Annotated in this window: 30 protein-coding genes; 26 read left to right on the forward strand and 4 right to left on the reverse strand. The window is 69.4% G+C overall.

All coding sequences use genetic code 11. The features are described from left to right. Positions 1-2 precede the first annotated feature (2 nt). The 19 genes from rplX to truA all read left to right on the forward strand — a co-directional run bounded on the left by rplX (position 3) and on the right by truA (position 11,417). A complete protein-coding gene (rplX, locus tag ACFVVO_RS01180; protein ID WP_199211606.1) occupies positions 3-326 on the forward strand; it encodes a 50S ribosomal protein L24 in 324 nt (107 codons plus the stop codon). Next, positions 326-883: a 50S ribosomal protein L5 gene (gene rplE / locus ACFVVO_RS01185; RefSeq protein WP_390050888.1), complete on the forward strand. Its 558-nt coding sequence runs from the start codon at positions 326-328 to the stop codon at positions 881-883. The genes rplX and rplE overlap by 1 nt, the downstream gene beginning before the upstream one ends. A 5-nt stretch (positions 884-888) precedes the next feature. After that, entirely contained in the window at positions 889-1,074 is a 186-nt protein-coding gene (locus ACFVVO_RS01190) for a type Z 30S ribosomal protein S14 (RefSeq protein ID WP_003948630.1), read from the forward strand. Between the two features lie 212 nt (positions 1,075-1,286). Continuing rightward, a complete protein-coding gene (gene rpsH, locus ACFVVO_RS01195; protein ID WP_007384075.1) occupies positions 1,287-1,685 on the forward strand; it encodes a 30S ribosomal protein S8 in 399 nt (132 codons plus the stop codon). Positions 1,686-1,709: 24 nt separating this feature from the next. Next, entirely contained in the window at positions 1,710-2,249 is a 540-nt protein-coding gene (rplF, locus tag ACFVVO_RS01200) for a 50S ribosomal protein L6 (RefSeq protein WP_390050889.1), read from the forward strand. A 3-nt stretch (positions 2,250-2,252) separates the two neighbouring features. After that, complete coding sequence (gene rplR / locus ACFVVO_RS01205; RefSeq protein WP_067299854.1) at positions 2,253-2,636, forward strand: 50S ribosomal protein L18; 384 nt, start codon at positions 2,253-2,255, stop codon at positions 2,634-2,636. 38 nt (positions 2,637-2,674) lie between these two features. Further along, a complete protein-coding gene (gene rpsE / locus ACFVVO_RS01210) occupies positions 2,675-3,280 on the forward strand; it encodes a 30S ribosomal protein S5 (protein ID WP_007494753.1) in 606 nt (201 codons plus the stop codon). Between the two features lie 2 nt (positions 3,281-3,282). Further along, complete coding sequence (gene rpmD, locus ACFVVO_RS01215) at positions 3,283-3,465, forward strand: 50S ribosomal protein L30 (RefSeq protein ID WP_003974250.1); 183 nt, start codon at positions 3,283-3,285, stop codon at positions 3,463-3,465. A 2-nt stretch (positions 3,466-3,467) separates the two neighbouring features. Next, positions 3,468-3,923: a 50S ribosomal protein L15 gene (rplO, locus tag ACFVVO_RS01220; RefSeq protein ID WP_030400229.1), complete on the forward strand. Its 456-nt coding sequence runs from the start codon at positions 3,468-3,470 to the stop codon at positions 3,921-3,923. Between the two features lie 233 nt (positions 3,924-4,156). Next, the gene (gene secY, locus ACFVVO_RS01225) at positions 4,157-5,470 is read left to right on the forward strand and encodes a preprotein translocase subunit SecY (RefSeq protein WP_390050890.1); all 1,314 of its coding nucleotides are present in this window, start codon (positions 4,157-4,159) and stop codon (positions 5,468-5,470) included. Next, positions 5,470-6,135 (forward strand): adenylate kinase, encoded by a 666-nt coding sequence (locus ACFVVO_RS01230; RefSeq protein ID WP_199211609.1) that lies wholly within the window; start codon positions 5,470-5,472, stop codon positions 6,133-6,135. The genes secY and ACFVVO_RS01230 overlap by 1 nt, the downstream gene beginning before the upstream one ends. Before the next feature lie 99 nt (positions 6,136-6,234). Further along, positions 6,235-7,071, forward strand: coding sequence for a type I methionyl aminopeptidase (gene map, locus ACFVVO_RS01235; protein ID WP_390050891.1), 837 nt, complete (start codon positions 6,235-6,237; stop codon positions 7,069-7,071). A gap of 211 nt (positions 7,072-7,282) precedes the next feature. Further along, positions 7,283-7,504: a translation initiation factor IF-1 gene (gene infA / locus ACFVVO_RS01240; protein WP_003948620.1), complete on the forward strand. Its 222-nt coding sequence runs from the start codon at positions 7,283-7,285 to the stop codon at positions 7,502-7,504. A 58-nt stretch (positions 7,505-7,562) separates the two neighbouring features. Next, positions 7,563-7,676 (forward strand): 50S ribosomal protein L36, encoded by a 114-nt coding sequence (gene rpmJ, locus ACFVVO_RS01245; RefSeq protein WP_003974245.1) that lies wholly within the window; start codon positions 7,563-7,565, stop codon positions 7,674-7,676. A gap of 192 nt (positions 7,677-7,868) precedes the next feature. Beyond that, on the forward strand, positions 7,869-8,249 hold the full coding sequence (gene rpsM / locus ACFVVO_RS01250) for a 30S ribosomal protein S13 (RefSeq protein WP_362155169.1): 381 nt from the start codon (positions 7,869-7,871) through the stop codon (positions 8,247-8,249). 70 nt (positions 8,250-8,319) lie between these two features. Continuing rightward, on the forward strand, positions 8,320-8,724 hold the full coding sequence (gene rpsK, locus ACFVVO_RS01255) for a 30S ribosomal protein S11 (protein ID WP_003956432.1): 405 nt from the start codon (positions 8,320-8,322) through the stop codon (positions 8,722-8,724). Between the two features lie 145 nt (positions 8,725-8,869). Next, positions 8,870-9,892 (forward strand): DNA-directed RNA polymerase subunit alpha, encoded by a 1,023-nt coding sequence (locus ACFVVO_RS01260; protein WP_003966937.1) that lies wholly within the window; start codon positions 8,870-8,872, stop codon positions 9,890-9,892. A gap of 116 nt (positions 9,893-10,008) precedes the next feature. Continuing rightward, on the forward strand, positions 10,009-10,488 hold the full coding sequence (gene rplQ / locus ACFVVO_RS01265; protein ID WP_390050892.1) for a 50S ribosomal protein L17: 480 nt from the start codon (positions 10,009-10,011) through the stop codon (positions 10,486-10,488). A 74-nt stretch (positions 10,489-10,562) separates the two neighbouring features. Then, on the forward strand, positions 10,563-11,417 hold the full coding sequence (gene truA / locus ACFVVO_RS01270; protein ID WP_390050893.1) for a tRNA pseudouridine(38-40) synthase TruA: 855 nt from the start codon (positions 10,563-10,565) through the stop codon (positions 11,415-11,417). A gap of 1 nt (position 11,418) precedes the next feature. On the opposite strand, the gene ACFVVO_RS01275 is transcribed toward truA, so the two are convergent. Then, positions 11,419-12,300 carry a hypothetical protein gene (locus ACFVVO_RS01275; protein WP_390050894.1) on the reverse strand — a complete coding sequence of 294 codons (882 nt, stop codon included), beginning with the start codon at positions 12,298-12,300 and terminating at the stop codon, positions 11,419-11,421. Positions 12,301-12,591: 291 nt separating this feature from the next. Here ACFVVO_RS01275 and rplM point away from each other — a divergent pair, with 291 nt between their 5' ends. From rplM to glmM, 3 genes are all read left to right on the forward strand, one after another. Next, entirely contained in the window at positions 12,592-13,035 is a 444-nt protein-coding gene (gene rplM / locus ACFVVO_RS01280) for a 50S ribosomal protein L13 (protein ID WP_390050895.1), read from the forward strand. A 42-nt stretch (positions 13,036-13,077) separates the two neighbouring features. Next, on the forward strand, positions 13,078-13,590 hold the full coding sequence (gene rpsI / locus ACFVVO_RS01285) for a 30S ribosomal protein S9 (RefSeq protein ID WP_276110718.1): 513 nt from the start codon (positions 13,078-13,080) through the stop codon (positions 13,588-13,590). A gap of 178 nt (positions 13,591-13,768) precedes the next feature. Then, the gene (glmM, locus tag ACFVVO_RS01290) at positions 13,769-15,127 is read left to right on the forward strand and encodes a phosphoglucosamine mutase (RefSeq protein ID WP_390050896.1); all 1,359 of its coding nucleotides are present in this window, start codon (positions 13,769-13,771) and stop codon (positions 15,125-15,127) included. 24 nt (positions 15,128-15,151) lie between these two features. On the opposite strand, the gene ACFVVO_RS01295 is transcribed toward glmM, so the two are convergent. Together ACFVVO_RS01295 and coaA are read right to left on the reverse strand one after the other, a co-directional pair. Further along, positions 15,152-16,099, reverse strand: a complete 948-nt coding sequence (locus tag ACFVVO_RS01295; protein WP_390050897.1) for a DUF389 domain-containing protein — start codon at positions 16,097-16,099, stop codon at positions 15,152-15,154. Between the two features lie 37 nt (positions 16,100-16,136). Next, the gene (coaA, locus tag ACFVVO_RS01300; RefSeq protein WP_390051546.1) at positions 16,137-17,105 is read right to left on the reverse strand and encodes a type I pantothenate kinase; all 969 of its coding nucleotides are present in this window, start codon (positions 17,103-17,105) and stop codon (positions 16,137-16,139) included. Positions 17,106-17,582: 477 nt separating this feature from the next. Here coaA and glmS point away from each other — a divergent pair, with 477 nt between their 5' ends. The 3 genes from glmS (at position 17,583) to ACFVVO_RS01315 (ending at position 21,352) form a co-directional block, all read left to right on the forward strand. Further along, positions 17,583-19,430 (forward strand): glutamine--fructose-6-phosphate transaminase (isomerizing), encoded by a 1,848-nt coding sequence (gene glmS / locus ACFVVO_RS01305; RefSeq protein ID WP_390050898.1) that lies wholly within the window; start codon positions 17,583-17,585, stop codon positions 19,428-19,430. Positions 19,431-19,471: 41 nt separating this feature from the next. Further along, positions 19,472-19,843 (forward strand): holo-ACP synthase, encoded by a 372-nt coding sequence (locus tag ACFVVO_RS01310; RefSeq protein ID WP_143627861.1) that lies wholly within the window; start codon positions 19,472-19,474, stop codon positions 19,841-19,843. 66 nt (positions 19,844-19,909) lie between these two features. Next, positions 19,910-21,352, forward strand: coding sequence for an NAD(P)H-hydrate dehydratase (locus tag ACFVVO_RS01315; protein WP_390050899.1), 1,443 nt, complete (start codon positions 19,910-19,912; stop codon positions 21,350-21,352). A gap of 70 nt (positions 21,353-21,422) precedes the next feature. Here the strand turns inward: ACFVVO_RS01315 and ACFVVO_RS01320 are convergent, their stop codons facing one another. Continuing rightward, the gene (locus ACFVVO_RS01320) at positions 21,423-23,519 is read right to left on the reverse strand and encodes a neutral/alkaline ceramidase (RefSeq protein ID WP_390050900.1); all 2,097 of its coding nucleotides are present in this window, start codon (positions 23,517-23,519) and stop codon (positions 21,423-21,425) included. Positions 23,520-23,772: 253 nt separating this feature from the next. Here ACFVVO_RS01320 and alr point away from each other — a divergent pair, with 253 nt between their 5' ends. Further along, positions 23,773-24,939, forward strand: coding sequence for an alanine racemase (gene alr, locus ACFVVO_RS01325; protein ID WP_390050901.1), 1,167 nt, complete (start codon positions 23,773-23,775; stop codon positions 24,937-24,939). The last annotated feature ends 90 nt before the right edge of the window (positions 24,940-25,029 follow it).

Consider the following 25,029-nt stretch of genomic DNA (forward strand, 5'->3'; position numbering starts at 1 on the left):
GCATGAAGATCAAGAAGGGCGACCTGGTCCAGGTCATCACCGGCAAGGACAAGGGCAAGCAGGGCAAGGTCATTGCCGCTTACCCGCGCGACGAGCGCGTCCTGGTCGAGGGTGTCAACCGGGTCAAGAAGCACACCAAGGCCGGTCCGACCGCTGGCGGTTCGCAGGCCGGCGGCATCGTCACCACCGAGGCACCGATCCACGTCTCCAACGTCCAGCTGGTCGTTGAGAAGGACGGCCAGAAGGTCGCCACGCGTGTCGGTTACCGCTTCGACGACGAGGGCAACAAGATCCGCGTTGCCAAGCGGACGGGTGAGGACATCTGATGGCTACCACCACCACTCCGCGTCTGAAGCAGAGGTACCGCGAGGAGATCGCGGGCAAGCTGCGTGACGAGTTCAAGTACGAGAACGTCATGCAGATCCCCGGCCTCGTCAAGATCGTGGTCAACATGGGTGTCGGCGACGCCGCCCGTGACTCGAAGCTGATCGAGGGCGCGATCCGCGACCTGACCACCATCACCGGTCAGAAGCCGGCCGTCACCAAGGCCCGCAAGTCCATCGCGCAGTTCAAGCTGCGCGAGGGCCAGCCGATCGGTGCCCACGTCACGCTCCGTGGCGACCGCATGTGGGAGTTTCTGGACCGCACCCTGTCGCTCGCGCTGCCGCGCATCCGCGACTTCCGCGGCCTGTCCCCCAAGCAGTTCGACGGCCGTGGCAACTACACGTTCGGTCTCACGGAGCAGGTCATGTTCCACGAGATCGACCAGGACAAGATCGACCGCACCCGGGGTATGGACATCACCGTGGTGACCACGGCGACCAACGACGCTGAGGGCCGCGCGCTCCTTCGTCACCTCGGCTTCCCGTTCAAGGAGGCGTGAGCGAGATGGCGAAGAAGGCTCTGATCGCGAAGGCTGCTCGCAAGCCCAAGTTCGGTGTGCGTGGCTACACCCGCTGCCAGCGCTGTGGCCGCCCGCACTCCGTGTACCGCAAGTTCGGCCTGTGCCGCGTGTGCCTTCGTGAGATGGCTCACCGTGGCGAGCTGCCGGGCGTGACCAAGAGCTCCTGGTAATCCCTGTAATAGGGGATTCCTGAAGCTCTCGGTAAGCATCTGGGTCGGCAGGGGCCCTTCTTCACATGCCGTAGGCTTGTGGAGTTGGGCGTCTGCCGCGCCCGTACGACTTACTACGCCGTAGGTCCACCGCGCCGCACCCGTCCCGTCTCGGATCGGGGAGAGGGATGGCGCACCAGGAAACCCCGGCGAGAGAGGCCGAAGGCCAATTCATGACCATGACTGATCCGATCGCAGACATGCTTACGCGTCTGCGAAACGCGAACTCGGCATACCACGACTCCGTGACGATGCCGGCATCGAAGATCAAGTCTCACATCGCGGAGATCCTCCAGCAGGAGGGCTTCATCACGGGCTGGAAGGTCGAGGACGCCGAGGTTGGTAAGAACCTCGTTCTCGAGCTGAAGTTCGGCCCGAACCGTGAGCGCTCCATCGCGGGCATCAAGCGGATCTCCAAGCCCGGTCTCCGGGTTTACGCGAAGTCCACCAACCTGCCGAAGGTGCTCGGCGGCCTCGGCGTGGCGATTATCTCCACGTCGCACGGGCTGCTCACCGACAAGCAGGCCGGCAAGAAGGGCGTGGGTGGGGAAGTCCTCGCCTACGTCTGGTAGCGGAAGGGAACGGAGGAAACAGCTATGTCGCGTATTGGCAAGCTCCCCATCACGGTTCCCGCCGGCGTGGACGTCACCATCGACGGCCGTACGGTCTCGGTCAAGGGCCCCAAGGGCACGCTGACCCACACCGTCGTCGCGCCGATCGACATCGTCAAGGGTGAGGACGGCGTGCTCAACGTCAGCCGTCCGAACGACGAGCGTCAGAACAAGGCCCTGCACGGCCTGTCCCGCACGCTGGTGGCGAACATGATCACCGGCGTGACCCAGGGTTACGTGAAGAAGCTCGAGATCAGCGGTGTCGGTTACCGCGTCACGGCCAAGGGCTCGAACCTCGAGTTCGCGCTCGGCTACAGCCACCCGATCGTCATCGAGGCGCCCGAGGGCATCACCTTCAAGGTGGAGACCCCGACCCGCTTCCAGGTCGAGGGCATCGACAAGCAGAAGGTCGGCGAGGTTGCGGCCAACATCCGCAAGCTGCGCAAGCCCGACCCGTACAAGGCCAAGGGCGTCAAGTACGAGGGCGAAGTCATCCGCCGCAAGGTCGGAAAGGCGGGTAAGTAAGCCATGGCATACGGGCAGAAGATCCTCAAGGGCGACGCCTACAAGCGCGCCGCGATCAAGCGCCGTCACATCCGGATCCGCAAGCGGATCGCCGGTACGGCGGAGCGCCCCCGTCTGGTCGTGACCCGCTCCAACCGCCACATCGTGGCGCAGGTGATCGACGACCTCAAGGGCCACACCCTGGCGTCCGCGTCCACCTTGGACGCGTCCGTCCGCGGCGGCGAGGGCGACAAGTCCTCGCAGGCCAAGCAGGTCGGCGCCCTGGTCGCCGAGCGTGCCAAGGCCGCCGGTGTCGAAGCTGTCGTGTTCGACCGCGGTGGCAACCAGTACGCCGGGCGCATCGCCGCTCTGGCGGACGCCGCCCGCGAAGCCGGGCTCAAGTTCTGAGCCTCCGTAGCTAGCGGAAACGAAGAGAGGTAATTCCAATGGCTGGACCCCAGCGCCGCGGTGGCGGTGCCGGTGGCGGCGAGCGGCGGGACCGGAAGGGCCGTGACGGCGGCGCTGCTGCCGCCGAGAAGACCGCGTACGTTGAGCGCGTCGTCGCGATCAACCGCGTCGCCAAGGTTGTGAAGGGTGGTCGTCGCTTCAGCTTCACCGCGCTGGTCGTGGTGGGCGACGGTGACGGCACCGTGGGTGTCGGATACGGCAAGGCCAAGGAGGTGCCGGCCGCCATCGCCAAGGGTGTTGAGGAGGCCAAGAAGCACTTCTTCAAGGTCCCCCGCATCCAGGGCACCATCCCGCACCCGATCCAGGGTGAGAAGGCTGCCGGCGTCGTGCTGCTCAAGCCCGCGTCCCCCGGTACCGGCGTTATCGCCGGTGGCCCGGTGCGTGCCGTGCTCGAGTGCGCCGGTATCCACGACATCCTGTCGAAGTCGCTCGGCTCCGACAACGCGATCAACATCGTGCACGCCACCGTGGCGGCCCTCAAGGGCCTGCAGCGTCCCGAGGAGGTCGCGGCCCGCCGTGGTCTGCCGCTCGAGGACGTCGCTCCCGCCGCCCTGCTGCGTGCGCGTGCCGGGGCGGGTGCGTAATCGTGGCACAGCTCAAGATCACGCAGGTCAAGTCCTACATCGGCAGCAAGCAGAACCACCGTGACACCCTGCGTTCCCTTGGTCTCAAGGGCATCAACACGCAGGTCGTCAAGGAGGACCGCCCCGAGTTCCGCGGAATGGTGCACACCGTCCGCCACCTCGTGACGGTCGAGGAGGTCGACTGATCATGGCGGAGCAGAACCCGCTCAAGATCCACAACCTCCGTCCCGCCCCGGGCGCCAAGACCGCCAAGACCCGTGTGGGTCGTGGTGAGGCGTCGAAGGGTAAGACGGCCGGTCGTGGTACCAAGGGCACCAAGGCCCGTTACCAGGTTCCGGAGCGCTTCGAGGGTGGCCAGATGCCGCTCCACATGCGTCTCCCGAAGCTGAAGGGCTTCAAGAACCCGTTCAAGACCGAGTTCCAGGTCGTGAACCTCGACAAGCTGGCCGCGCTCTACCCCGAGGGTGGCGAGGTCACCGTCGAGGGTCTGGTGGCCAAGGGTGCCGTTCGCAAGAACAGCCTCGTCAAGGTCCTCGGCCAGGGTGAGGTCTCCGTGGCGCTGCAGGTGACGGTCGACGCCGTCTCCGGCTCCGCCAAGGAGAAGATCACCGCCGCCGGCGGTACGGTCACCGAGCTGGTCTGAGCCATTCAGGCATCTCGATGACGTGAACGACCCGACCGGGGATACTCCACAAAAGGGGTATCCCCGGTTGGTCGTTCCAAGGGCAGTGGTCTCGCCGGTAAGGTGGCCTGCACTGTCCACTTTCATTGGGTGCCTCCCATGGGGCACCCTGAGCGGCAGTTGACCGTTATTCATTCGTCGAACCTCAAGACCGTCACCCTTGACGCAGTTGCGCGGGGGTCGCAGGAGGCACCGTGCTCACCGCGTTCGCCCGGGCGTTCAGGACGCCCGACCTGCGCAAGAAGCTGCTCTTCACGCTGGCAATCATCGTGGTCTACCGGGTCGGTACCCACATCCCGATCCCCGGCGTCAACTACAAGGCCGTCCAGACGTGTGTGAAAGAGGCGTCCGGCAATCAGGGCCTCTTCGGTCTCGTCAACATGTTCAGCGGTGGCGCGCTGCTCCAGATCACGATCTTCGCGCTCGGCATCATGCCGTACATCACGGCGAGCATCATTCTGCAGCTGCTCACCGTGGTCATCCCGCGTCTGGAGGCCCTGAAGAAGGAGGGTCAGGCGGGTACCTCGAAGATCACGCAGTACACCCGTTACCTGACCGTGGCGCTCGCCATCCTGCAGGGCACCGGTCTCGTGGCCACCGCGCGCAGCGGCGCTCTGTTCGGCAGCTGCTCGGTGGGCGCCCAGATCGTCCCCGACCAGGCCATCTTCACCACCATCACGATGGTCATCTGCATGACGGCCGGCACCGCCGTCGTCATGTGGCTCGGTGAGCTGATCACCGACCGCGGCATCGGCAACGGCATGTCGATCCTGATGTTCATCTCGATCGCGGCGACCTTCCCGTCCGCGCTGTGGGCCATCAAGAAGCAGGGCACCCTGGCCGGCGGCTGGATCGAGTTCAGCACCGTCATCCTGGTCGGCCTGGTCATGGTCGCGCTCGTGGTCTTCGTCGAGCAGGCCCAGCGCCGTATCCCGGTGCAGTACGCGAAGCGCATGATCGGGCGCCGCTCCTACGGCGGTACGTCCACGTACATCCCGCTCAAGGTGAACCAGGCGGGTGTGATTCCCGTCATCTTCGCCTCGTCACTGCTCTACATTCCGGCACTGCTCGCTCAGTTCGCCGGGGGCAAGTCGGGCTGGAAGACCTGGGTCGAGCAGAACCTGACCAAGGGCGACCACCCGATTTACATCGCTTCGTACTTCTTGCTCATCGTGTTTTTCGCCTTCTTCTACGTGGCGATCTCCTTCAACCCCGAGGAAGTCGCCGACAACATGAAGAAGTATGGTGGCTTCATCCCGGGCATCCGGGCTGGCCGACCGACCGCTGAGTACCTCAGCTACGTGCTCAACCGGATCACCTGGCCGGGTTCGCTGTATCTGGGGCTGATCGCTCTCGTACCGACAATGGCGTTGGTGGGCTTCGGGGCAAGCCAGAACTTCCCGTTCGGCGGGACCAGCATCCTCATCATCGTGGGTGTCGGTCTCGAGACGGTGAAGCAGATCGAGAGCCAGCTTCAGCAGCGCAATTACGAAGGGTTCCTCCGCTGATGCGTATCGTCCTCGTCGGGCCGCCGGGTGCTGGTAAGGGAACGCAAGCCGTCCGACTCGCCGAGAAGCTGGGCATCCCGCACATCTCGACGGGCGACCTGTTCCGCGCAAACATCAGCCAGCAGACCGAGCTGGGCAAGCTCGCGAAGTCCTACATGGACGCGGGAAACCTCGTACCCGACGAGGTCACCATCGCGATGGCCAAGGACCGCATGGAGCAGCCCGACGCGGAGAACGGCTTCCTGCTGGACGGCTTCCCGCGGAACGTCTCGCAGGCCGAGGCGCTGGACGCGCTGCTGGAGTCCGAGAACATCAAGCTGGACGCCGTCCTGGACCTGGAGGTCCCGGAGGAGGAGGTCGTCAAGCGGATCGCCGGCCGGCGCATCTGCCGCAACGACTCGTCCCACGTCTTTCACGTGACGTACAGCCCGGCCAAGCAGGAGGGCGTCTGCGACGTCTGCGGCGGTGAGCTCTACCAGCGCGACGACGACTCCGAGGAGACCGTCCGCACGCGACTGGAGGTCTACCACACGCAGACCGAGCCGATCATCGACTACTACAAGTCGCAGGGCCTGGTCCGCACGATCTCCTCGCTGGGTCCGGTGGACGAGATCACCGAGCGGGCGCTGGAGGCGCTGAAGCGCGAGAAGGCCGAGAACAAGTAGATCGCGGTCCTTTCCGGCCGCGGCGCCCTCACGGGCGTCGCGGCCGTAGTGTTGTGTACGTAACCCAGCCGACGTGAGTGACGGAGAGCGCAGGCCCCCATGGTGCAGATCAAGAGCCCCGAGCAGATCGCCAGGATGCGTGCGGCGGGGCTGGTCGTGGCCGCCATCCACGCGGCCACCCGGGATGCCGCGGTGCCGGGTGCCAGCACCAGGGATCTGGACGAGGTCGCCCGCAAGGTGCTCGCCGAGCACGGCGCGAAGTCGAACTTCCTCGGCTACGGCGGTTTCCCCGCGACCATCTGCACCTCGGTGAACGACGTGGTCGTCCACGGCATCCCGTCCGACGATGTCGTCCTCAAGGACGGCGACATCATCTCCATCGACTGCGGCGCGATCGTCGACGGCTGGCACGGTGACGCCGCCTACACGGCCTTCGTGGGTTCCGGTCACGCCCCGGAGCTGATCGAGCTCTCCCGGGTGACCGAGGAGTCGATGTGGGCCGGCATCGCGGCCATGAAGCAGGGCAACCGGCTCGTCGACGTCTCCCGCGCCATCGAGACGTACATCCGCCGCCAGCCGAAGCCCGGCGGCGGCAAGTACGGGATCATCGAGGACTACGGCGGCCACGGCATCGGCACCGAGATGCACATGGACCCGCACCTGCTGAACTACGTCGACCGCCGTCGCGGCAAGGGCCCCAAGCTGGTCCCCGGCTTCTGCCTCGCGATCGAGCCCATGGTCTCCCTCGGCACCCCCCGCACGGAGGTCCTGTCGGACGACTGGACGGTGATCACCACGGACGGCACCTGGTCCTCCCACTGGGAGCACTCGGTCGCTCTGACCGAGCAGGGCCCGCTGGTCCTGACGGCGCCCGACGGTGGCAAGGCGAAGCTGGCTGAATACGGCATCACGACCGCGCCCGACCCGCTCGCCTGAGCGGCGGCCCGGGCCACGACCGCCGGTTCCTCCGATCCGCTGGCGTAGGGATCACCGGCACGGGGCAGACTTCCTCGATTCGTGTTTCCGGGTGCGCTGACGTAGACTGACTCGTCGGCTCTCGTGCACCCGCATGTCCGCATGCGCTTGCCACTCACCCTGCGGGGTGAAGGAGAGAGTCGATCAAGGTAGTCGATTCGAAGGGCGAAGCGTGGCCAAGAAGCAAGGTGCCATCGAGATCGAGGGCACTGTCGTCGAGTCTCTGCCGAACGCCATGTTCAAGGTCGAGCTCCAGAACGGCCACCAGGTTCTGGCACACATCAGCGGCAAGATGCGTATGCACTACATCCGCATCCTCCCTGACGACCGGGTCGTGGTGGAGCTGTCTCCGTACGACCTGACGCGTGGCCGGATCGTCTACCGGTACAAGTAGATCTTGCCCGAGCCCCGGGCCTCCCGGAGCTATGGCACTGACCCGGAGAACCTCACCAATGAAGGTCAAGCCGAGCGTCAAGAAGATCTGCGACAAGTGCAGGGTGATCCGCCGTCACGGTCGGGTCATGGTCATCTGCGACAACCCGCGCCACAAGCAGCGCCAGGGCTGACGCACGACCGATCCCTCTGCATCCATCGCAGGGATTCGCGCGACGCAAGCTGAGTTTGTTCATACGCAGAACCCGAGTCCCCTGGGGCTCGACACCCCCGGTTCGGAGGCCGGGGACCCGGTGCGTACCTGGTACGGCGTGCTGGGAGCCGGTTCTGTGGAAGACCTCCGAAGATTCACCAGGAGCCATTGAATGGCACGCGTTTCCGGTGTTGACATCCCGCGCGAAAAGCGCGTGGAGGTCGCCCTCACCTACGTGTTCGGCATCGGCCGGACTCTTTCCCAGCTGACGCTGGCGGAGACGGGCATCGACCCGAACACCCGTGTTCGTGACCTGAGCGAAGAGCAGCTCGTCGCGATCCGCGAGTACGTGGACAGCAACATCAAGACCGAGGGTGACCTCCGTCGCGAGATCCAGGCCGACATCCGCCGCAAGGTGGAGATCGGCTGCTACCAGGGTCTCCGTCACCGTCGCGGTCTGCCCGTCCGCGGTCAGCGCACCAGCACGAACGCCCGCACCCGCAAGGGCCCGCGTCGCGCCATCGCCGGCAAGAAGAAGCCGGGCAAGAAGTAGTCCTCAGCGGACAACGCTTCATCAGCGGTCTTCGCTGTAGGACCGACCACCTCCCCGTAGGAGTTTGTAGATGCCCCCCAAGGGTCGTCAGGGCGCTGCCAAGAAGGTGCGCCGCAAGGAAAAGAAGAACGTCGCTCACGGCCACGCGCACATCAAGAGCACGTTCAACAACACGATCGTCTCCATCACGGACCCGTCGGGCAACGTGATCTCCTGGGCCTCCGCCGGCCACGTCGGCTTCAAGGGCTCCCGGAAGTCCACGCCGTTCGCCGCGCAGATGGCCGCCGAGTCGGCTGCCCGCCGCGCCCAGGAGCACGGCATGCGCAAGGTCGACGTGTTCGTCAAGGGCCCGGGCTCCGGTCGTGAGACCGCGATCCGCTCCCTGCAGGCCACGGGCCTCGAGGTCGGCTCCATCCAGGACGTCACCCCGACCCCGCACAACGGCTGCCGCCCGCCGAAGCGCCGCCGCGTCTGAGGTCAGGCTGCTTTCAGGGTCCGGGCGGTACTGCTCCGTAAGGGGCGTACCGCCCGTACCCTTGCAGTACCCGCGCTTCTCACGGGCGCGGTTTCCGTCGGGCGTCAAATAGCGGGCGTCCACGAATGAAGGATCTGATCCACACATGCTGATCGCTCAGCGTCCCTCGTTGACCGAAGAGGTCGTCGACGAGTTCCGCTCCCGGTTCGTGATCGAGCCGCTGGAGCCGGGCTTCGGCTACACCCTCGGCAACTCGCTCCGCCGCACCCTCCTGTCGTCGATCCCCGGTGCCGCTGTCACCAGCATCCGCATCGACGGCGTCCTGCACGAGTTCACCACCGTGCCGGGCGTCAAGGAGGACGTCACCGACCTGATCCTCAACATCAAGCAGCTGGTCGTCTCCTCGGAGCACGACGAGCCGGTCGTGATGTACCTGCGCAAGCAGGGCCCGGGTCTGGTCACCGCCGCCGACATCGCGCCCCCGGCCGGTGTCGAGGTGCACAACCCGGACCTCGTCCTCGCCACGCTCAACGGCAAGGGCAAGCTGGAGATGGAGCTGACCGTCGAGCGCGGTCGCGGCTACGTCTCGGCCGTGCAGAACAAGCAGGTGGGCCAGGAGATCGGCCGTATCCCGGTCGACTCCATCTACTCGCCGGTGCTCAAGGTCACGTACAAGGTCGAGGCCACCCGTGTCGAGCAGCGCACCGACTTCGACAAGCTGATCGTCGACGTCGAGACCAAGCAGGCGATGCGTCCCCGTGACGCCATGGCCTCCGCCGGTAAGACCCTGGTCGAGCTGTTCGGTCTCGCCCGCGAGCTGAACATCGACGCCGAGGGCATCGACATGGGCCCGTCCCCGACGGACGCCGCCCTTGCCGCCGACCTGGCCCTGCCGATCGAGGAGCTCGAGCTCACCGTTCGGTCGTACAACTGCCTCAAGCGCGAGGGCATCCACTCCGTGGGTGAGCTCGTCGCCCGCTCCGAGGCCGACCTCCTGGACATCCGCAACTTCGGTGCGAAGTCCATCGACGAGGTCAAGGCGAAGCTGGCCGGCATGGGCCTGGCCCTGAAGGACAGCCCGCCCGGATTCGACCCGACCGCCGCCGCGGACGCCTTCGGTGCGGACGACGACGCGGACGCGGGTTTCGTGGAGACCGAGCAGTACTGACCGGTCTCACTTCCGGGGGTCTCACCGGGACCCCCGGATCTTCGACAGACAACCGTCTGCTCGGATACTGACCCCGGTACCTGATACGGCCGGGGCAGACACACAGGAGAAGAACAATGCCGAAGCCCACCAAGGGTGCCCGTCTGGGCGGCAGCGCCGCGCACGAGAAGCTGCTCCTCGCGAACCTCGCGAAGGCGCTCTTCGAGCACGGCCGTATCACCACCACCGAGGCGAAGGCCCGCCGCCTGCGCCCGTACGCCGAGCGTCTGGTCACCAAGGCGAAGAAGGGCGACCTTCACAACCGCCGTCAGGTGCTCCAGGTGATCACGGACAAGAGCATCGTCCACACGCTCTTCACCGAGATCGGCCCGCGCTACGAGAACCGTCCGGGTGGCTACACGCGCATCACCAAGATCGGTAACCGCCGTGGCGACAACGCGCCCATGGCCGTCATCGAGCTGGTCGAGGCGCTGACGGTGCAGCAGAAGGCCGTGGGTGAGGCCGAGGCCGCCACCAAGCGTGCGGTCAAGGAGTCGGACGACGCCAAGGCGCAGGAGACCGCCGAGGCTCCGGCCGAGGAGTCTAAGGACGCCTGAGGCTCTGCCTGACGCGGGAAGCGGGTTCGCCCTCCGGGGCGGGCCCGCTTTCGCGTACTTGAGAGGATTCCTGTGTGAGTGACGAAGTACAGCCCGGACACGTACGCATCCGCCTCGACCTCTCCTACGACGGCACCGACTTCCACGGCTGGGCCAAGCAGGCCGGCGGCAGGCGGACCGTGCAGGGGGAGATCGAGGACGCCCTGCGGACCGTGACGCGGTCGAAGGAGACGTACGAACTGACGGTGGCCGGGCGGACGGACGCCGGGGTGCACGCGCGCGGCCAGGTCGCGCATGTCGACCTGCCCGCCGAGCTGTGGGCGGAGCACCGGGAGAAGCTGCTGAAGCGGCTCGCCGGACGGCTGTCCAAGGACGTCCGGGTGTGGCGGCTCAGCGAGGCCCCGGCCGGCTTCAACGCCCGTTTCTCGGCCGTCTGGCGGCGCTACGCGTATCGCGTCACCGACGACCCCGGCGGAGTGGATCCCCTGTTGCGGGGCCACGTCCTCTGGCACGACTGGCCGCTCGACGTGGACGCGATGAACGAGGCCGCGCGGGCGCTCGTGGGTGAGCACGACTTCGCCGCCTACTGCAAGCGGCGCGAGGGCGCGACCACGATCCGCACCCTCCAGGAGCTGAGCCTGGTGCGCGGCGGGGACGGGGTCGTCACGGCCACGGTCCGGGCCGACGCCTTCTGCCACAACATGGTGCGCTCGCTGATCGGTGCGCTGCTGTTCGTCGGGGACGGGCACCGGGGGCCGGAGTGGCCCGGGAAGGTGCTCGCCGCCGGGGTGCGGGACAGCGCCGTGCACGTCGTACGGCCGCACGGGCTGACCCTGGAAGAGGTCGGCTACCCCGCCGACGAGCTGCTGGCCGCCCGGAACAAGGAGGCCCGGAACAAGCGGTCGCTTCCGACGGCGGGGTGCTGCTGAGCTACCGGTTCGCCGCCGCGGAGGCCTGTGCCTGGCCGCGGCGGTGGATCTGGTTGACGGTGAACTGGGCCAGGTCGTCGCCGGTGCGGAACACCTTGGTGTCCTTGGTGGTGACGTTCTTGCCGTCGGTGAAGCCGCTGATCGTGAAGTAGGCGTAGCGGCCGTAGGCGTTCGTGGTCGTCCGGCAGATCGCGGAGACGCAGAAGTTCTTGATGCCCTTGCCGGCCAGGGCGTTCACCAGGCTCTTCTTGCTGCCCGCCTGGGACTTGACCTTCGTGGCCTGCGCCTCGTCGTCGAAGACCGCGACACCGACCGTGACGGCGATGTCGCCGTTGACGTAGCTCACCCGCATCAGCCGGGTGCAGCCGCCCGCCGTGAGGATCTTCGGCAGGTTGCCGCCGGTGGCCGAGGCGCAGTTCTTGGTGTCAGCGGTGGCGCCCTTCTTGTACACCGTCTCGCCCATGGTGAGCCGCGTGCCGGGGAAGAGTGTCTCCGGGCTCAGCGGGGCGGTGTCCTTCTTGGCGCTGGCTATGAAGTCCTTCGGGTCCAGCGGCGGCGGGGCGCTGGTGGGCGCGAAGGACGGCGCCGTGGCCGAGCCGCTGGGCAGGGAGGCGCTGGGGGGCAGCTTGGCGGGCTTGCCCGAGGCGCCGTTGTCGCCGTTCGCGGAGACCACGGCCATGGCGACGGCCGTGCCGACGCCGATCGTGGCGAGCGCGCCACCGCCGATGAACAGCAGCCGGCGACGCTTGTTCCGCGTCTCGGACGCCTCGGCGAGCGCGGCCCAGTCGGGGGTTCCGTCGTCACCGCCGCTGCTCCAGGGCTGCTGGGAATTAGGTTTCCAGGGATCCCACTGCGACTGGGGTCCCCCCTGCCCGTAACTCATGGGGCGCATCTTAGACGGGGGACGGGCGATACTGGAGCGCGAGCGGCGGCATGCCACCTTTGTCCGTCGGCATGCCTCGTTTTGACCCGTCCGGGGGCGTCCAGGTAACCTACTTCTTCGTTGTGTATTGGCTTGCTCATTCTCACGGGACGGGCCCTTACACCGGTCCACCGGGCCGATGACCAGCGACCCCACGTACGCGGTATGCGTCGCCGCCGTGCGGTCCAGGCTGTCGTGATCGTTTCGGTGACCTTGTTTAGGACCATTCACTCGAAGCGAAGGCTACGAACCGTGCGTACGTACAGCCCCAAGCCCGGCGATGTGACGCGCCAGTGGCACGTCATCGACGCCCAGGACGTTGTCCTGGGCCGTCTCGCCACCACCGCGGCGACCCTCCTCCGGGGTAAGCACAAGCCGATCTACGCGCCGCACGTCGACACTGGTGACTTCGTCGTCATCATCAACGCCGACAAGGTGCACCTCTCCGGCAACAAGCGGACCCAGAAGATGGCGTACCGCCACTCCGGCTACCCGGGTGGTCTGCGCTCCGTCCGCTACGACGAGCTGCTCGCGAAGAACCCCGAGAAGGCCGTCGAGAAGGCCGTCAAGGGCATGCTCCCCAAGAACACCCTGGGCCGTCAGATGCTCTCGAAGCTGAAGGTCTACTCGGGCGACCAGCACCCGCACGCTGCCCAGCAGCCGGTGCCGTTCGAGATCACCCAGGTCGCGCAGTAGTTCCGGCCACCCCCTAAGACCGAAGAGAATCTGAGGAGCATCGTGGCCGAGACCACTGCCGAGCAGCCGCTCGAAGAGATCGACATCGACAGCTACACCACCGAGTCCGAGGTCCCCGTCGAGGGCGAGTACACCTCGGAGTCCATGGCCTCCCGCTTCGGCGAGCCGCAGCCGGCCGCCGGCCTGGGCCGTCGCAAGAACGCCATCGCCCGCGTCCGGATCGTGCCGGGCACCGGCAAGTGGAAGATCAACGGTCGCACCCTCGAGGACTACTTCCCGAACAAGGTGCACCAGCAGGAAGTCAACGAGCCCTTCAAGGTGCTCGAGCTCGAGGGCCGCTACGACGTCATCGCCCGTATCGCGGGTGGCGGCGTCTCCGGTCAGGCCGGTGCGCTCCGTCTCGGTGTCGCCCGTGCGCTGAACGAGGCCGACGTGGACAACAACCGCGGCGCGCTGAAGAAGGCCGGCTTCCTCAAGCGCGACGACCGTGCGGTCGAGCGCAAGAAGGCCGGTCTGAAGAAGGCCCGTAAGGCCCCGCAGTACAGCAAGCGCTAATCACAGCTGCCTGCTCGTACTCCGAACGCCCCGGCGGCACGCCTCTGTGCCGCCGGGGCGTTCGTTTATCCCAGCCCAAGGGCGTATAACGACACAAGACGCTCAAAGGCTCGTGTGATCGGGTGTCGTGGCGTCTGCCATGATTCCGGGCAGCATGGACGCTTCCTCAGGAGGACAAGTGGGACGACTCTTCGGTACGGACGGCGTGCGCGGGGTCGCCAACGCGGACCTGACGGCCGAGATGGCGCTCGGCCTGTCCGTGGCGGCGGCGCACGTGCTGGCCGAGGCGGGCACCTTTGAAGGCCACAGGCCGACGGCCGTGGTCGGACGGGACCCGCGCGCGTCCGGGGAGTTCCTGGAGGCGGCCGTGGTCGCTGGCCTGGCCAGCGCGGGCGTGGACGTCCTGCGGGTCGGCGTGCTGCCGACGCCGGCGGTGGCGTTCCTGACCGGCGCGCTCGGCGCCGACCTCGGCGTGATGCTCTCCGCCAGCCACAACGCCATGCCGGACAACGGCATCAAGTTCTTCGCCCGCGGCGGCCACAAGCTCGCCGACGAGCTCGAGGGCCGGATCGAGTCGGTCTACGAGTCCCACCGCCACGGTGAGCCCTGGGAGCGGCCCACCGGTGCCGGGGTCGGGCGGGCGCGTTCGTACGACGAGGGCTTCGAGCGTTACGTCGGCCACCTCCTCGGCGCGCTGCCGAACCGGATCGACGGCCTGAAGATCGTCCTGGACGAGGCACACGGCGCGGCCTCATGGGTCTCGCCGGAGGTGTTCTCGCGGGCGGGCGCCCAGGTCGTCACGATCGGTGCCGAGCCGGACGGGCTCAACATCAACGACGGCTGCGGCTCCACCCACCTGGAGAAACTGAAGGCGGCCGTCGTCGAGCAGGGCGCCGACCTCGGCATTGCGCACGACGGTGACGCCGACCGCTGCCTCGCCGTGGACCACACCGGCGAGGAGGTCGACGGCGACCAGATCCTCGCCGTGCTCGCGCTGGCGATGCGGGAACGTTCCGAGCTGCGCTCCGACACCGTCGTCGCGACGGTCATGTCGAACCTCGGCTTCAAGCTGGCGATGGAGCGTGAGGGCATCCACTTCGTGCAGACCGCCGTCGGCGACCGGTACGTGCTGGAGGAGATGAAGGAGAAGGACTACGCCCTCGGTGGCGAGCAGTCCGGACACGTGATCATCCTCGACCACGCGACGACCGGGGACGGCACGCTGACCGGGCTGCTGCTGGCGGCGCGGGTGGCGCAGACCGGCCGTACGCTGCGGGAGTTGGCGTCGGTGATGGAGCGCCTGCCGCAGGTCCTGATCAACGTCCCGGACGTGGACAAGTCCCGGGTGAAGACGTCTGCCGACCTGGCCGCCGCCGTCGCCGAGGCGGAGCGCGAGCTGGGCGAGACCGGGCGCGTGCTGCTGCGTTCCTCGGGGACCGAGCCGCTGGTACGGGTGATGGTCGAGGCGGCCGACATCGACCAGGCCCGGTCCGTCGCCGGACGCCTCGCCGACGCGGTGAAGTCGGCCCTGGGCTAAGGCTTTTCGACCAGGTCCTTTCGACTAGGTCCGTTCGACGTTCGGCTGCTGCCGCCGCTGCCTGGCCCAGAACCACTTCTGGGTCAGGAGGGTCATGATGCCGGCCAGGACGATGCCCAGCAGGTTCAGCAGGAGCTGGTTCGTCGAGCCGACCGTCTGGGCCGTGTCCCCGTAAGCGAGGGCCACGGCCGCGTTGGCGGCGGCGGGCACGGTCGTCACCGAGATGGCCACGCCCACCAGCGCGCCCGACTTGGCGGAGGTCAGGGACAGGGTGCCGGCGATCCCGGCCAGCACCGCCACGACGAACGAGAAGGCGTCGGGGGCGTAGACGAACGCCGTGTTGGGGCGCTCGCCCTCCAGCCCGGACCGGTGGAACAGCCCGATGGCGTCCATGAACAGGCTGAAGCCGACCGTCACCGCCATCGCCGCCGCGAAGCCCACGAGCAACGCGGTCACCGAGCGCAGCGCCAGGCGCGGGCGGCGCTGCACCAGGGCCGTGGAGATACCGGCCAGCGGACCGAACTCCGGGCCGACCGCCATCGCGCCCACGATCAGGACCGCGTTGTCCAGCACCACGCCGCAGGCCGCGATCATGGTGGCCAGGGTGAGGAACGCGACGTAGGTGACCGACAGGGTCGACTCCTCGTGCGTCGCCTCCGTCAGGTGCTCCCACAGCACCGCGTCCGCGGCCTCGCCGGGCGCCTCGTCCTCGGCCCGGTCGGCCCGCCGGGACAGCGAGAGGTCGATGTTCTCGACCGCGATGGAGCCCGTCCGCTCCAGGTCCAACCGCTGCAGGGCGCTGAGGAGTTCGTCGCCCGCCTCGCGTGCCACGTCGCACTGGACGACGTCCCCGGCGGGGTCGCGGGCGGCGCCCGGCAGTACGACGAGGTGGGCCGTGCCGACCGTCGTCTCGATCAGCCGCACCACCTCGTCGGTCTTCTCGGCCGGGGTGATCAGGCGCAGATGCAGCATGGCGCCTTTCTAACAGGCTTCCATGCGCACGTCACACCTACAGTTTGCGCAGCCGCAGCCGCTGCACCTTGTGGTCGGCGCCCTTGCGGACGACGAGGGTGGCGCGGCCGCGGGTGGGCGCGATGTTCTCGACCAGGTTGGGCTTGTTGATCGTGCGCCACAGGGTGCGGGCGTAGTCGAGGGCCTCGTCCTCGGACACCTGGGTGTACTTGCGGAAGTACGAGTCCGGCTTCTGGAAGGCGGTCCGGCGCAGCTTCCTGAAGCGGCTGAGGTACCAGCTCTCGATGTCCTCGGCGCTCGCGTCGACGTACACGCTGAAGTCGAAGTAGTCGGCGAGGCCGACCCGGGTGCGGCCGTCCTTGCCGGGCAGGGCGGGCTGCAGGACGTTGAGCCCCTCGACGATCAGGATGTCCGGGCGGCGCACGGTGAGCCGGCTGTCCTGGACGATGTCGTAGATCAGGTGGGAGTAGACGGGGGCCGTCACCTCGTCCTTGCCCGCCTTGATGTCGGCGACGAAGCGGGTCAGCGCCCGGCGGTCGTACGACTCGGGGAACCCCTTGCGCGACATCAGGCCGCGGGACTCCAGCTCCCTGGTGGGCAGCAAGAACCCGTCGGTGGTCACCAGTTCGACCCGCGGGTGCTCGGGCCAGCGGGACAGCAGGGCCTGCAGCAGGCGGGCGACGGTGGACTTGCCGACCGCCACCGAACCGGCGACGCCTATCACGAACGGGGTGCCGGACTGGGAGCCCTGTTCGCCGAGGAAGGTGTTGAGCGCGCTTCGCAGGCCGTCCGTGGCACCGACGTAGAGGTTGAGCAGGCGCGACAGCGGGAGGTAGATGTCCCGCACCTCGTCGAGGTCGATGACGTCGCCGAGCCCGCGCAGCTTCTCCACCTCCTCGGCGGTGAGCGGCAGCGGCGTCTTGTCCCGCAGCGCACTCCACTCGGCACGCGTGAGGTCGACGAAGGGAGTCGCCTCCGGCCTGGACCGGTGGGCGCTCCTGGGCATCGGGGAGACCGGTGAGATCACAGTCCATTGTTAACGGAGTTTGAACGGGGGTGCGGGGTGGGGTACGTCACGTAGCGGGACGAGGAGAGGGCGGCTCCCCGGCAGCGCAGCCGCCCTCGCCATGGTCAGGCCGGGTGCCGGCGGTCGGACGCCCGCCAGTACGCCGGCCGCCACCAGTACAGAGCGGTTCTGTCCGGCGGCCGTATCCGGACTCCGTCCGCTGGTCCGGACTCCCGTCCCGCGCCACGTCGAACGGCTTCCAGCCCGCTTCCCGCCGGTCGCACGCACGTGGGGCGGTGGCCCAAGGGCGTCGGCGCGGATCACTCACACCACGGCACGGCCGCCGTCGGCAGGATGACGCCGGGCTCGCGCAACAGCGCGCCGGGGCGGGAGGGTTCTGCCCGCCGCGGTGGGAATTTCTGATTTCGGGCACGCGGCGGCTCTTTCGGGGGGCGGGTCGCCCGTAGGCTGCGGCACATGTGCGGAATCGTGGGATACGTGGGGTCGCAGTCGGCGCTCGATGTCGTGATGGCCGGGCTGAAGCGGCTGGAGTACCGGGGCTACGACTCGGCGGGTGTCGCCGTGCTCGCGGACGGCGGGCTGGCCGCCGGGAAGAAGGCCGGGAAGCTGGTCAACCTGGAGAAGGAGCTCGTGGACCGGCCGCTGCCGGCGGGTACGACGGGTATCGGCCACACGCGCTGGGCCACCCACGGGGGTCCCACGGACGCGAACGCGCACCCGCACCTCGACAACGCGGGCCGGGTCGGGGTCGTGCACAACGGCATCATCGAGAACTTCGCGGCGCTGCGGGCCGAGCTGGCCGAGCGCGGGCACGAGCTCGCGTCCGAGACGGACACCGAGGTCGTCGCACACCTGCTGGCGGAGGAGTTCTCGTCCTGCGCCGATCTCGCCGAGGCCATGCGGCTGGTGTGCCGGCGCCTGGACGGCGCGTTCACGCTGGTCGCGGTGCACGCCGACGCGCCGGACGTGGTCGTGGGCGCCCGCCGCAACTCGCCCCTGGTGGCGGGCGTCGGCGAGGGCGAGGCGTTCCTGGCCTCCGACGTCGCCGCGTTCATCGAGCACACCCGCTCGGCGATCGAGCTGGGCCAGGACCAGGTGGTGGAGCTGCGCCGGGACGGTGTGACGGTGACCGGCTTCGACGGCCGTCCCGCCGAGGTGCGTTCGTACCACGTGGACTGGGACGCGTCGGCCGCGGAGAAGGGAGGCTACGACTACTTCATGCTCAAGGAGATCGCCGAGCAGCCCAAGGCGGTCGCCGACACCCTGCTCGGGCGCATCGACGCGGCCGGTTCCCTGACGCTCGACGAGGTCCGGATCACGCCGTCGGAGCTGCGCGAGGTGGACAAGGTCGTCATCGTCGCCTGCGGTACGGCCTTCCACGCCGGCCTGATCGCCAAGTACGCCATCGAGCACTGGACGCGCATCCCGTGCGAGGTGGAGCTGGCGAGTGAGTTCCGCTACCGGGACCCCATCCTCGACGGGCGTTCCCTGGTCATCGCCATCTCGCAGTCCGGCGAGACCATGGACACCCTGATGGCGCTGCGGCACGCCCGTGAGCAGGGCTCCAAGGTGCTGGCGATCTGCAACACCAACGGCTCGACGATCCCGCGTGAGTCGGACGCGGTGCTGTACACCCACGCCGGGCCGGAGGTGGCCGTCGCCTCCACCAAGGCGTTCCTGACCCAGTTGGTGGCGTGCTACCTGGTGGCCCTGTACCTGGGCCAGGTGCGCGGCACCAAGTGGGGCGACGAGATCAGCGCCGTCATCAAGGACCTGTCCCACATCGCCGGCGCGGTCGACCGGGTGCTGGAGACCATGGAGCCGGTACGGGCGCTCGCGCGGTCGCTGGCCGACAAGGACACGGTGCTGTTCCTGGGCCGGCACGTGGGCTATCCGGTCGCCCTGGAGGGCGCGCTCAAGCTCAAGGAACTCGCCTACATGCACGCCGAGGGCTTCGCGGCGGGGGAGCTGAAGCACGGCCCGATCGCCCTGATCGAGGAGGACCTGCCCGTGGTGGTGGTCGTGCCGTCGCCGCGCGGCCGGTCGGTGCTCTACGACAAGATCGTCTCCAACATCCAGGAGATCCGGGCGCGCGGGGCACGGACGATCGTGATCGCGGAGGAGGGCGACGAGGCGGTGGTCCCCTACGCCGACCACCTGATCCGCATCCCGGCCACGCCGACCCTGCTGCAGCCGCTGGTGGCGACGGTGCCGCTCCAGGTCTTCGCCTGCGAGCTGGCCACGGCCCGGGGCAACGAGGTCGACCAGCCGCGGAACCTGGCGAAGTCCGTCACGGTGGAGTGACCTGCCGACGGCAGCGCACCCGCGCGCCATAGGGTCTGCCCATGAGCATCATCGGGGTCGGTATCGATGTCGCCGAGATCGATCGGTTCCGGGCGTCGCTGGATCGGACGCCTGGGCTGGCCGATCGGCTGTTCGTCGACAGTGAGTTGCTGCTGCCGAGCGGGGAGCGGCGCGGCATCGCGTCCCTCGCGGCACGGTTCGCCGCCAAGGAGGCGCTGGCCAAGGCGCTGGGCGCGCCACCGGGGCTGCACTGGACCGACGCCGAGGTGTACGTCGAGGACAGCGGGCAGCCGCGGCTGCGGGTGAAGGGGACCGTCGCCGCGAAGGCGGCGGAACTCGGCGTGCGCTCCTGGCATGTGTCGCTCAGCCACGACGCCGGGATCGCCTCGGCCGTGGTGGTCGCCGAGGGCTGAGCGCCGCGGGTGGCTCCGGCAGGCGCCGGGTGTGGCGGGTGGCCTTTCCGGGGCAGACTCGAAGCCATGCGTACTGCGTACAGCGTGGAGACGGTGAGGGCGGCCGAGCGGGAGCTGATGGCACGGCTTCCGGAGGGTGCGCTGATGCAGCGGGCCGCCGCCGGGCTGGCCGCCGCCTGCGCCGACCTGCTCGGGCGGGTCTACGGCCGGCGGGTGGTGCTGCTCGTCGGCAGCGGGGACAACGGCGGGGACGCGTTGTACGCGGGCGCCCGGCTGGCGCGGCGGGGCGCGGGCGTCACGGCCGTACTGCTTGCGCCGCCCGAGCGCACCCACCCGGGCGGTCTCGCGGCGCTGCGCCGGGCGGGCGGCTTTGTCACGGTGCCCGGCCGCGCCGGGGAGTGGATCGCGCGGGCCGACCTCGTGGTGGACGGCATCGTCGGCATCGGCGGCAAGGGCGGGCTGCGGCCGCAGGCCGAGGCACTGGCCGACGCCGTCGAGCGGTCGGGGGCCGCCGTCGTCGCGGTGGACCTGCCGAGCGGGGTGGAGGCCGACACCGGGGAGGTGCGGGGCACGGCGGTCCGGGCCGACCTCACCGTCACCTTCGGCACGCACAAGCCGGGGCTGCTGATCGACCCCGCGCGCGAGTACGCCGGAACCGTGCGGCTGGTCGGCATCGGTCTCGGCCTGCCGCCCGTCGCCGAGGTGGAGGCGCTGCAACACGTGGACGTGGCCCGGCTGTTGCCGCGTCCGGCGGCGGAGAGCGACAAGTACCGGCGGGGCGTGGTCGGGATCGCCGCCGGGTCGGCGCGCTATCCGGGGGCCGCCGTGCTGGCCGTCTCCGGGGCGCTGCGCGGCGGGGCCGGTGCGGTGCGGTACGTCGGGCCCGCCGCGGACGCGGTGATCGCCCGGTTCCCGGAGACGCTCGTGTCCGACCAGGGCCCGGCGAAGGCCGGGCGGGTGCAGGCGTGGGTCGTCGGGCCCGGTGCCGGGGACGACGCGGCGACCGTGGCGGAGGTGCTGGACACCGATGTGCCCGTGCTGCTCGACGCCGACGGGCTGCGGCTGGCGGAGCGGGACACGGTGCGCGGGCGTACGGCGCCGACGCTGATGACCCCGCACGCGGGGGAGGCGGCGGCGCTGCTCGGGGTGCGCCGGGAGGAGGTCGAGGGGGCCCGGCTGGCCGCGGTGCGGGAGCTGGCGGCGGTGTACCGGGCGACCGTGCTGCTGAAGGGGTCGACGACGCTGGTCGCGGACAGCGGGGGCGGCGCGGTGCGGGTGAACCCCACGGGCACGGGATGGCTGGCCACCGCCGGGAGCGGGGACGTGCTGTCGGGGCTCGCGGGGTCGCTGCTGGCCTCCGGGCTGGCCGCGCCGGACGCGGGGAGCGCGGCGGCGTATCTGCACGGGCTGGCCGGGCGGTTCGCCGCTTCGGGGGCGCCGGCCGGGGCGCACGACATCGCGGAGCGGCTGCCCCAGGCGTGGCGGGACGTCCGGGACGCCCTGGGCTGAGCACCGTTGGGGGAGACGAGGGCCCGGCGCACCGTGGGGGAGGCGCGCCGGGCCCTCGTCGGCCTGTGGGTCAACGCACGGTGAAAGCCGGTGACTTGCCGGTGATCGGGGTGATGGTGCCGAGCAGGTTCCGGGCGTCGCCGTGGTACACGATCCGGTACGCACCGGGGGTGGTGCCCTGCGGGATGTCCCAGGTGATGGTGACCTTGGAGGCGGCGACGCCGTAGCGCTCCCAGTGGAACCTGGTCGCCCAGTCGCCGTCGTCGGCGACCCGGTGCCAGGTCCCGCCGGAGTCCTGGCGCTGGATCTCCAGGTAGGTGTCGCCCCGGTGCAGGTCGTTGCCCGGATGGGCGCCCGCGAAGACGCCCCGGGCCTGGTCGCCCGCCTTGTAGCCGTCCTGGGGCGTCTCCAGCACGTCCCCGAAGGACTTGAGGACCGGCGGCGCGTCCAGCACCACCCCGGGCTGCAGGGAGAGGGCCTTGCCGGACAGGTCCGGTGCCCCGGGGCCGATGGGTACCTGGGTGCCGTCGCGCAGCGCGGTGGCGAGGGCGGCCGCCGTCTGCTGCAGCGCCGGGAGCTGCCAGCGGCCGAAGAGGGTGCTGCCGCCCTCGTACTGCTGGGAGTCGTACTCCTCGGGGGTGGTCAGGTAGTGGAAGTACGCGTTGGCGTATCCGGCGACCAGCACGTCCTCGAGGTCGGCGCCGACGATCGCGGCGACCGTGCGCCGCAGCCGCAGGCCCGCGCAGATGGTGACCTCGCCCGGGATGCCGACGAGGTACAGCCGGCCGATGCGCACCAGCATCACCGGCACCCGCTCCTGCACCCACGGGTAGACGCGGTTCATCTCCCCGATGGGCACGAAGACGTCCTTCGGCGCCTGTGCCTCCTTCAGCTCCGGCGAGACGGTGTAGACGACGGAGTCGGACACCGCGTCCCAGAAGGGGTTCTCGCCCTCCTTGAATCCGGGGAAGGCCGGCCCGTCCTCCATGCTCCCGGCGGCCATGGAGGCGCCGATGCAGGGCTTCGAGGTCCGATGGGTCCGCCCGTCTCCGGTGAACTCGGGGCGCACCGTGATGTCGGAGAGGTCGATGTGGACGAGCCGGGAGTCCACCGGACCGGACAGCCTGACGCCCGGCTGGTGCAACTGCGCCGCGGCGGCCTCGTACTGCCGGAGCCCGCAGGCGTGGGTGTGGGCGAAGTCCTCCGGTGTGGTCGGGGGCTCCAGGTCGAGGTTGGGGGACATGTCGCCGCTGTTTGTCTGGGCGAACGCCGAGACGAACGCCGGGGAGCCGTCGGCCAGGTAGTCGACGCCGTTGACCTCCCGCTCCCAGTGGTAGGCGGCGAACCCCTTGTTGTCCGCGCTGATCAGGCGGTTGTCCCCGGACATGCTGGTGCCGTGCACCGGGAACCAGTTGATGGCGCCCACCGCCCGTCCGGCCCGCTCCACCCGCAGCAGCGTGGTGTGCGGGTCGACGGCGTCCGGGAAGTGGTCGCGGTCGGCCTTCGGGTTGCGGTCGAAGGCCACCCGGGAGCGGTTGGCGCTGGCCCCGGTCAGGGTTCCGTGGCTGAGAACCAGGTCGGACGGTGCCAGGTCGTCGTGGGCACGCCGGGCGGCCTCGAGGAGACCGTCCGTCACGGCCTCGAAGGTCTTGCGGTGGAACCCGAACGTGGTCGCGTTGTACAGCAGATGGTGCGAGTAGCCGCCGGGACCGGCGTGGGTGTGGGTGGCGGTGATGAGCACGTTCTGCTCGGTGTAAAGGTCGCCGTACCTCGCGGCGAGACGCCGCAGCACCTCCTGGTGCACGCTCTCGAAGATCATCGGCGAGTCCGCCACGATCAGCATGACGCGCCGGCCGGTGGCCCTGTCCACCACCACGAACCCGCGGGCCCTCAACCGGGTGTGCAGCCCGGCGGCCTGCTGGTCGAACCGGCCGTAGCCCATCATGCCGACCTCGGCGACCTCACCGGTGGCGTCGGCGACGCCTCGCCCGACGAGGTAGGCGGTCTCACCACCGGACGGCGTGTCACCCGCGGACGACGTGCCGTCGGCGGTCGCGGCGCCGGCCGGTCCCGGGCCGGCCAACTGGGCGCCCGCCAGGCCGAGGCCGGTGAGGGCTCCCGCCGCCAGGACAGTACGCCGGCTGCGGGCGGGGCGTTCCGTGGACATCTGCTGCTCCTCGGCTCGGTGGGGGGTACGAACGCGAAGTGATGCGAAGTGACGGCGGCCAGAAACTTGAACAATGTTCAAGTTTTCCGTCGCGCCATTGCTACACCTGCCGCCGCGGCCGTCGCAAGACCCCTGCGGCAACCTCCGCGCCGTCTCGGGACGTCCACCGCGACGACCGGGCCGTCACCCGCCGGCGGCCCTTCGGCCGGTGCGCCCGGGGGCCGCCGTGGTCCTCTGAGAGACTGGGGGCGCCATGAGTGAGACTGTTGCTGAGCCGACCCCGCCTCTGCGGGCCCGTGCCGAGATCGATCTGGCCGCCCTGCGTGCCAATGTGCGGGTCCTGCGGGCCCGGGCGGAAGGCGCGGCCCTGATGGCCGTCGTCAAGTCCGACGCGTACGGCCACGGGGCGCTGCCGTGTGCCCGCGCGGCCGTCGAGGCGGGCGCGACCTGGCTCGGCACCGCCACGCCGGAGGAGGCGCTCGCGCTGCGCGCCGCCGGTCTGGACACCCGCGTCCTGTGCTGGCTCTGGGTGCCCGGCGGGCCCTGGCGGCAGGCCGTCGAGGCGGACATCGACGTGTCCCTCAGCGGGATGTGGGCGCTGCGCGAGGTCACCGAGGCCGCCCGGCAGGCGGGCCGGCCCGCGCGCGTGCAGCTCAAGGCCGACACCGGACTCGGGCGCAACGGCTGCCAGCCCGCCGACTGGCCCGAACTGGTCGGCGAGGCCCTGCGGGCCGAACACGAGGGCCTGCTCCGGGTCACCGGTCTGTGGTCGCACTTCGCCTGCGCCGACGAGCCCGGGCATCCGTCCATCGCCGCCCAGCTCACCCGGTTCCGGGACATGGTGGCGTACGCCGAGGAGCGGGGCGTGCGCCCCGAGGTGCGGCACATCGCCAACTCCCCGGCCACGCTGACCCTTCCGGAGACCCACTTCGACCTCGTCCGGCCGGGCATCGCCATGTACGGCATCTCGCCCAGCCCGGAGATCGGCACCCCGGCGGACTTCGGCCTGCGCCCGGTGATGACGCTGAGCGCGTCGCTGGCGCTGGTCAAGCACGTCCCGGCCGGACACGGCGTCAGCTACGGGCACCACTACGTCACCCCGGGCGCGACCACCCTCGGCCTCGTCCCCGTCGGCTACGCGGACGGCATCCCCCGGCACGCCTCCGGTACCGGCCCGGTACTGGTGGACGGCAAGTGGCGGACCGTCGCGGGGCGGGTGGCCATGGACCAGTTCGTGGTGGATCTCGGTGGGGACGAGCCCGAGGCCGGTGCGGAGGCGGTGCTGTTCGGTCCCGGTGACCGCGGTGAGCCCACCGCCGAGGACTGGGCGCAGGCGTGCGGCACGATCGCGTATGAGATCGTCACCCGGATCGGAACGCGTGTTCCCCGCGTCCATGTGAACGGGCACCAGGAGGGGTAACCCCTTCAGGGGGGCGGACACCCATGCCCGGTTACTCCTGCCGCCACTGGTGACACGGACAACATCGGCACCACCCGTACCATCCCGGCA

Source organism: Streptomyces sp. NPDC058145 (assembly GCF_042884245.1).
Classification (GTDB): Bacteria; Actinomycetota; Actinomycetes; order Streptomycetales; family Streptomycetaceae; genus Streptomyces.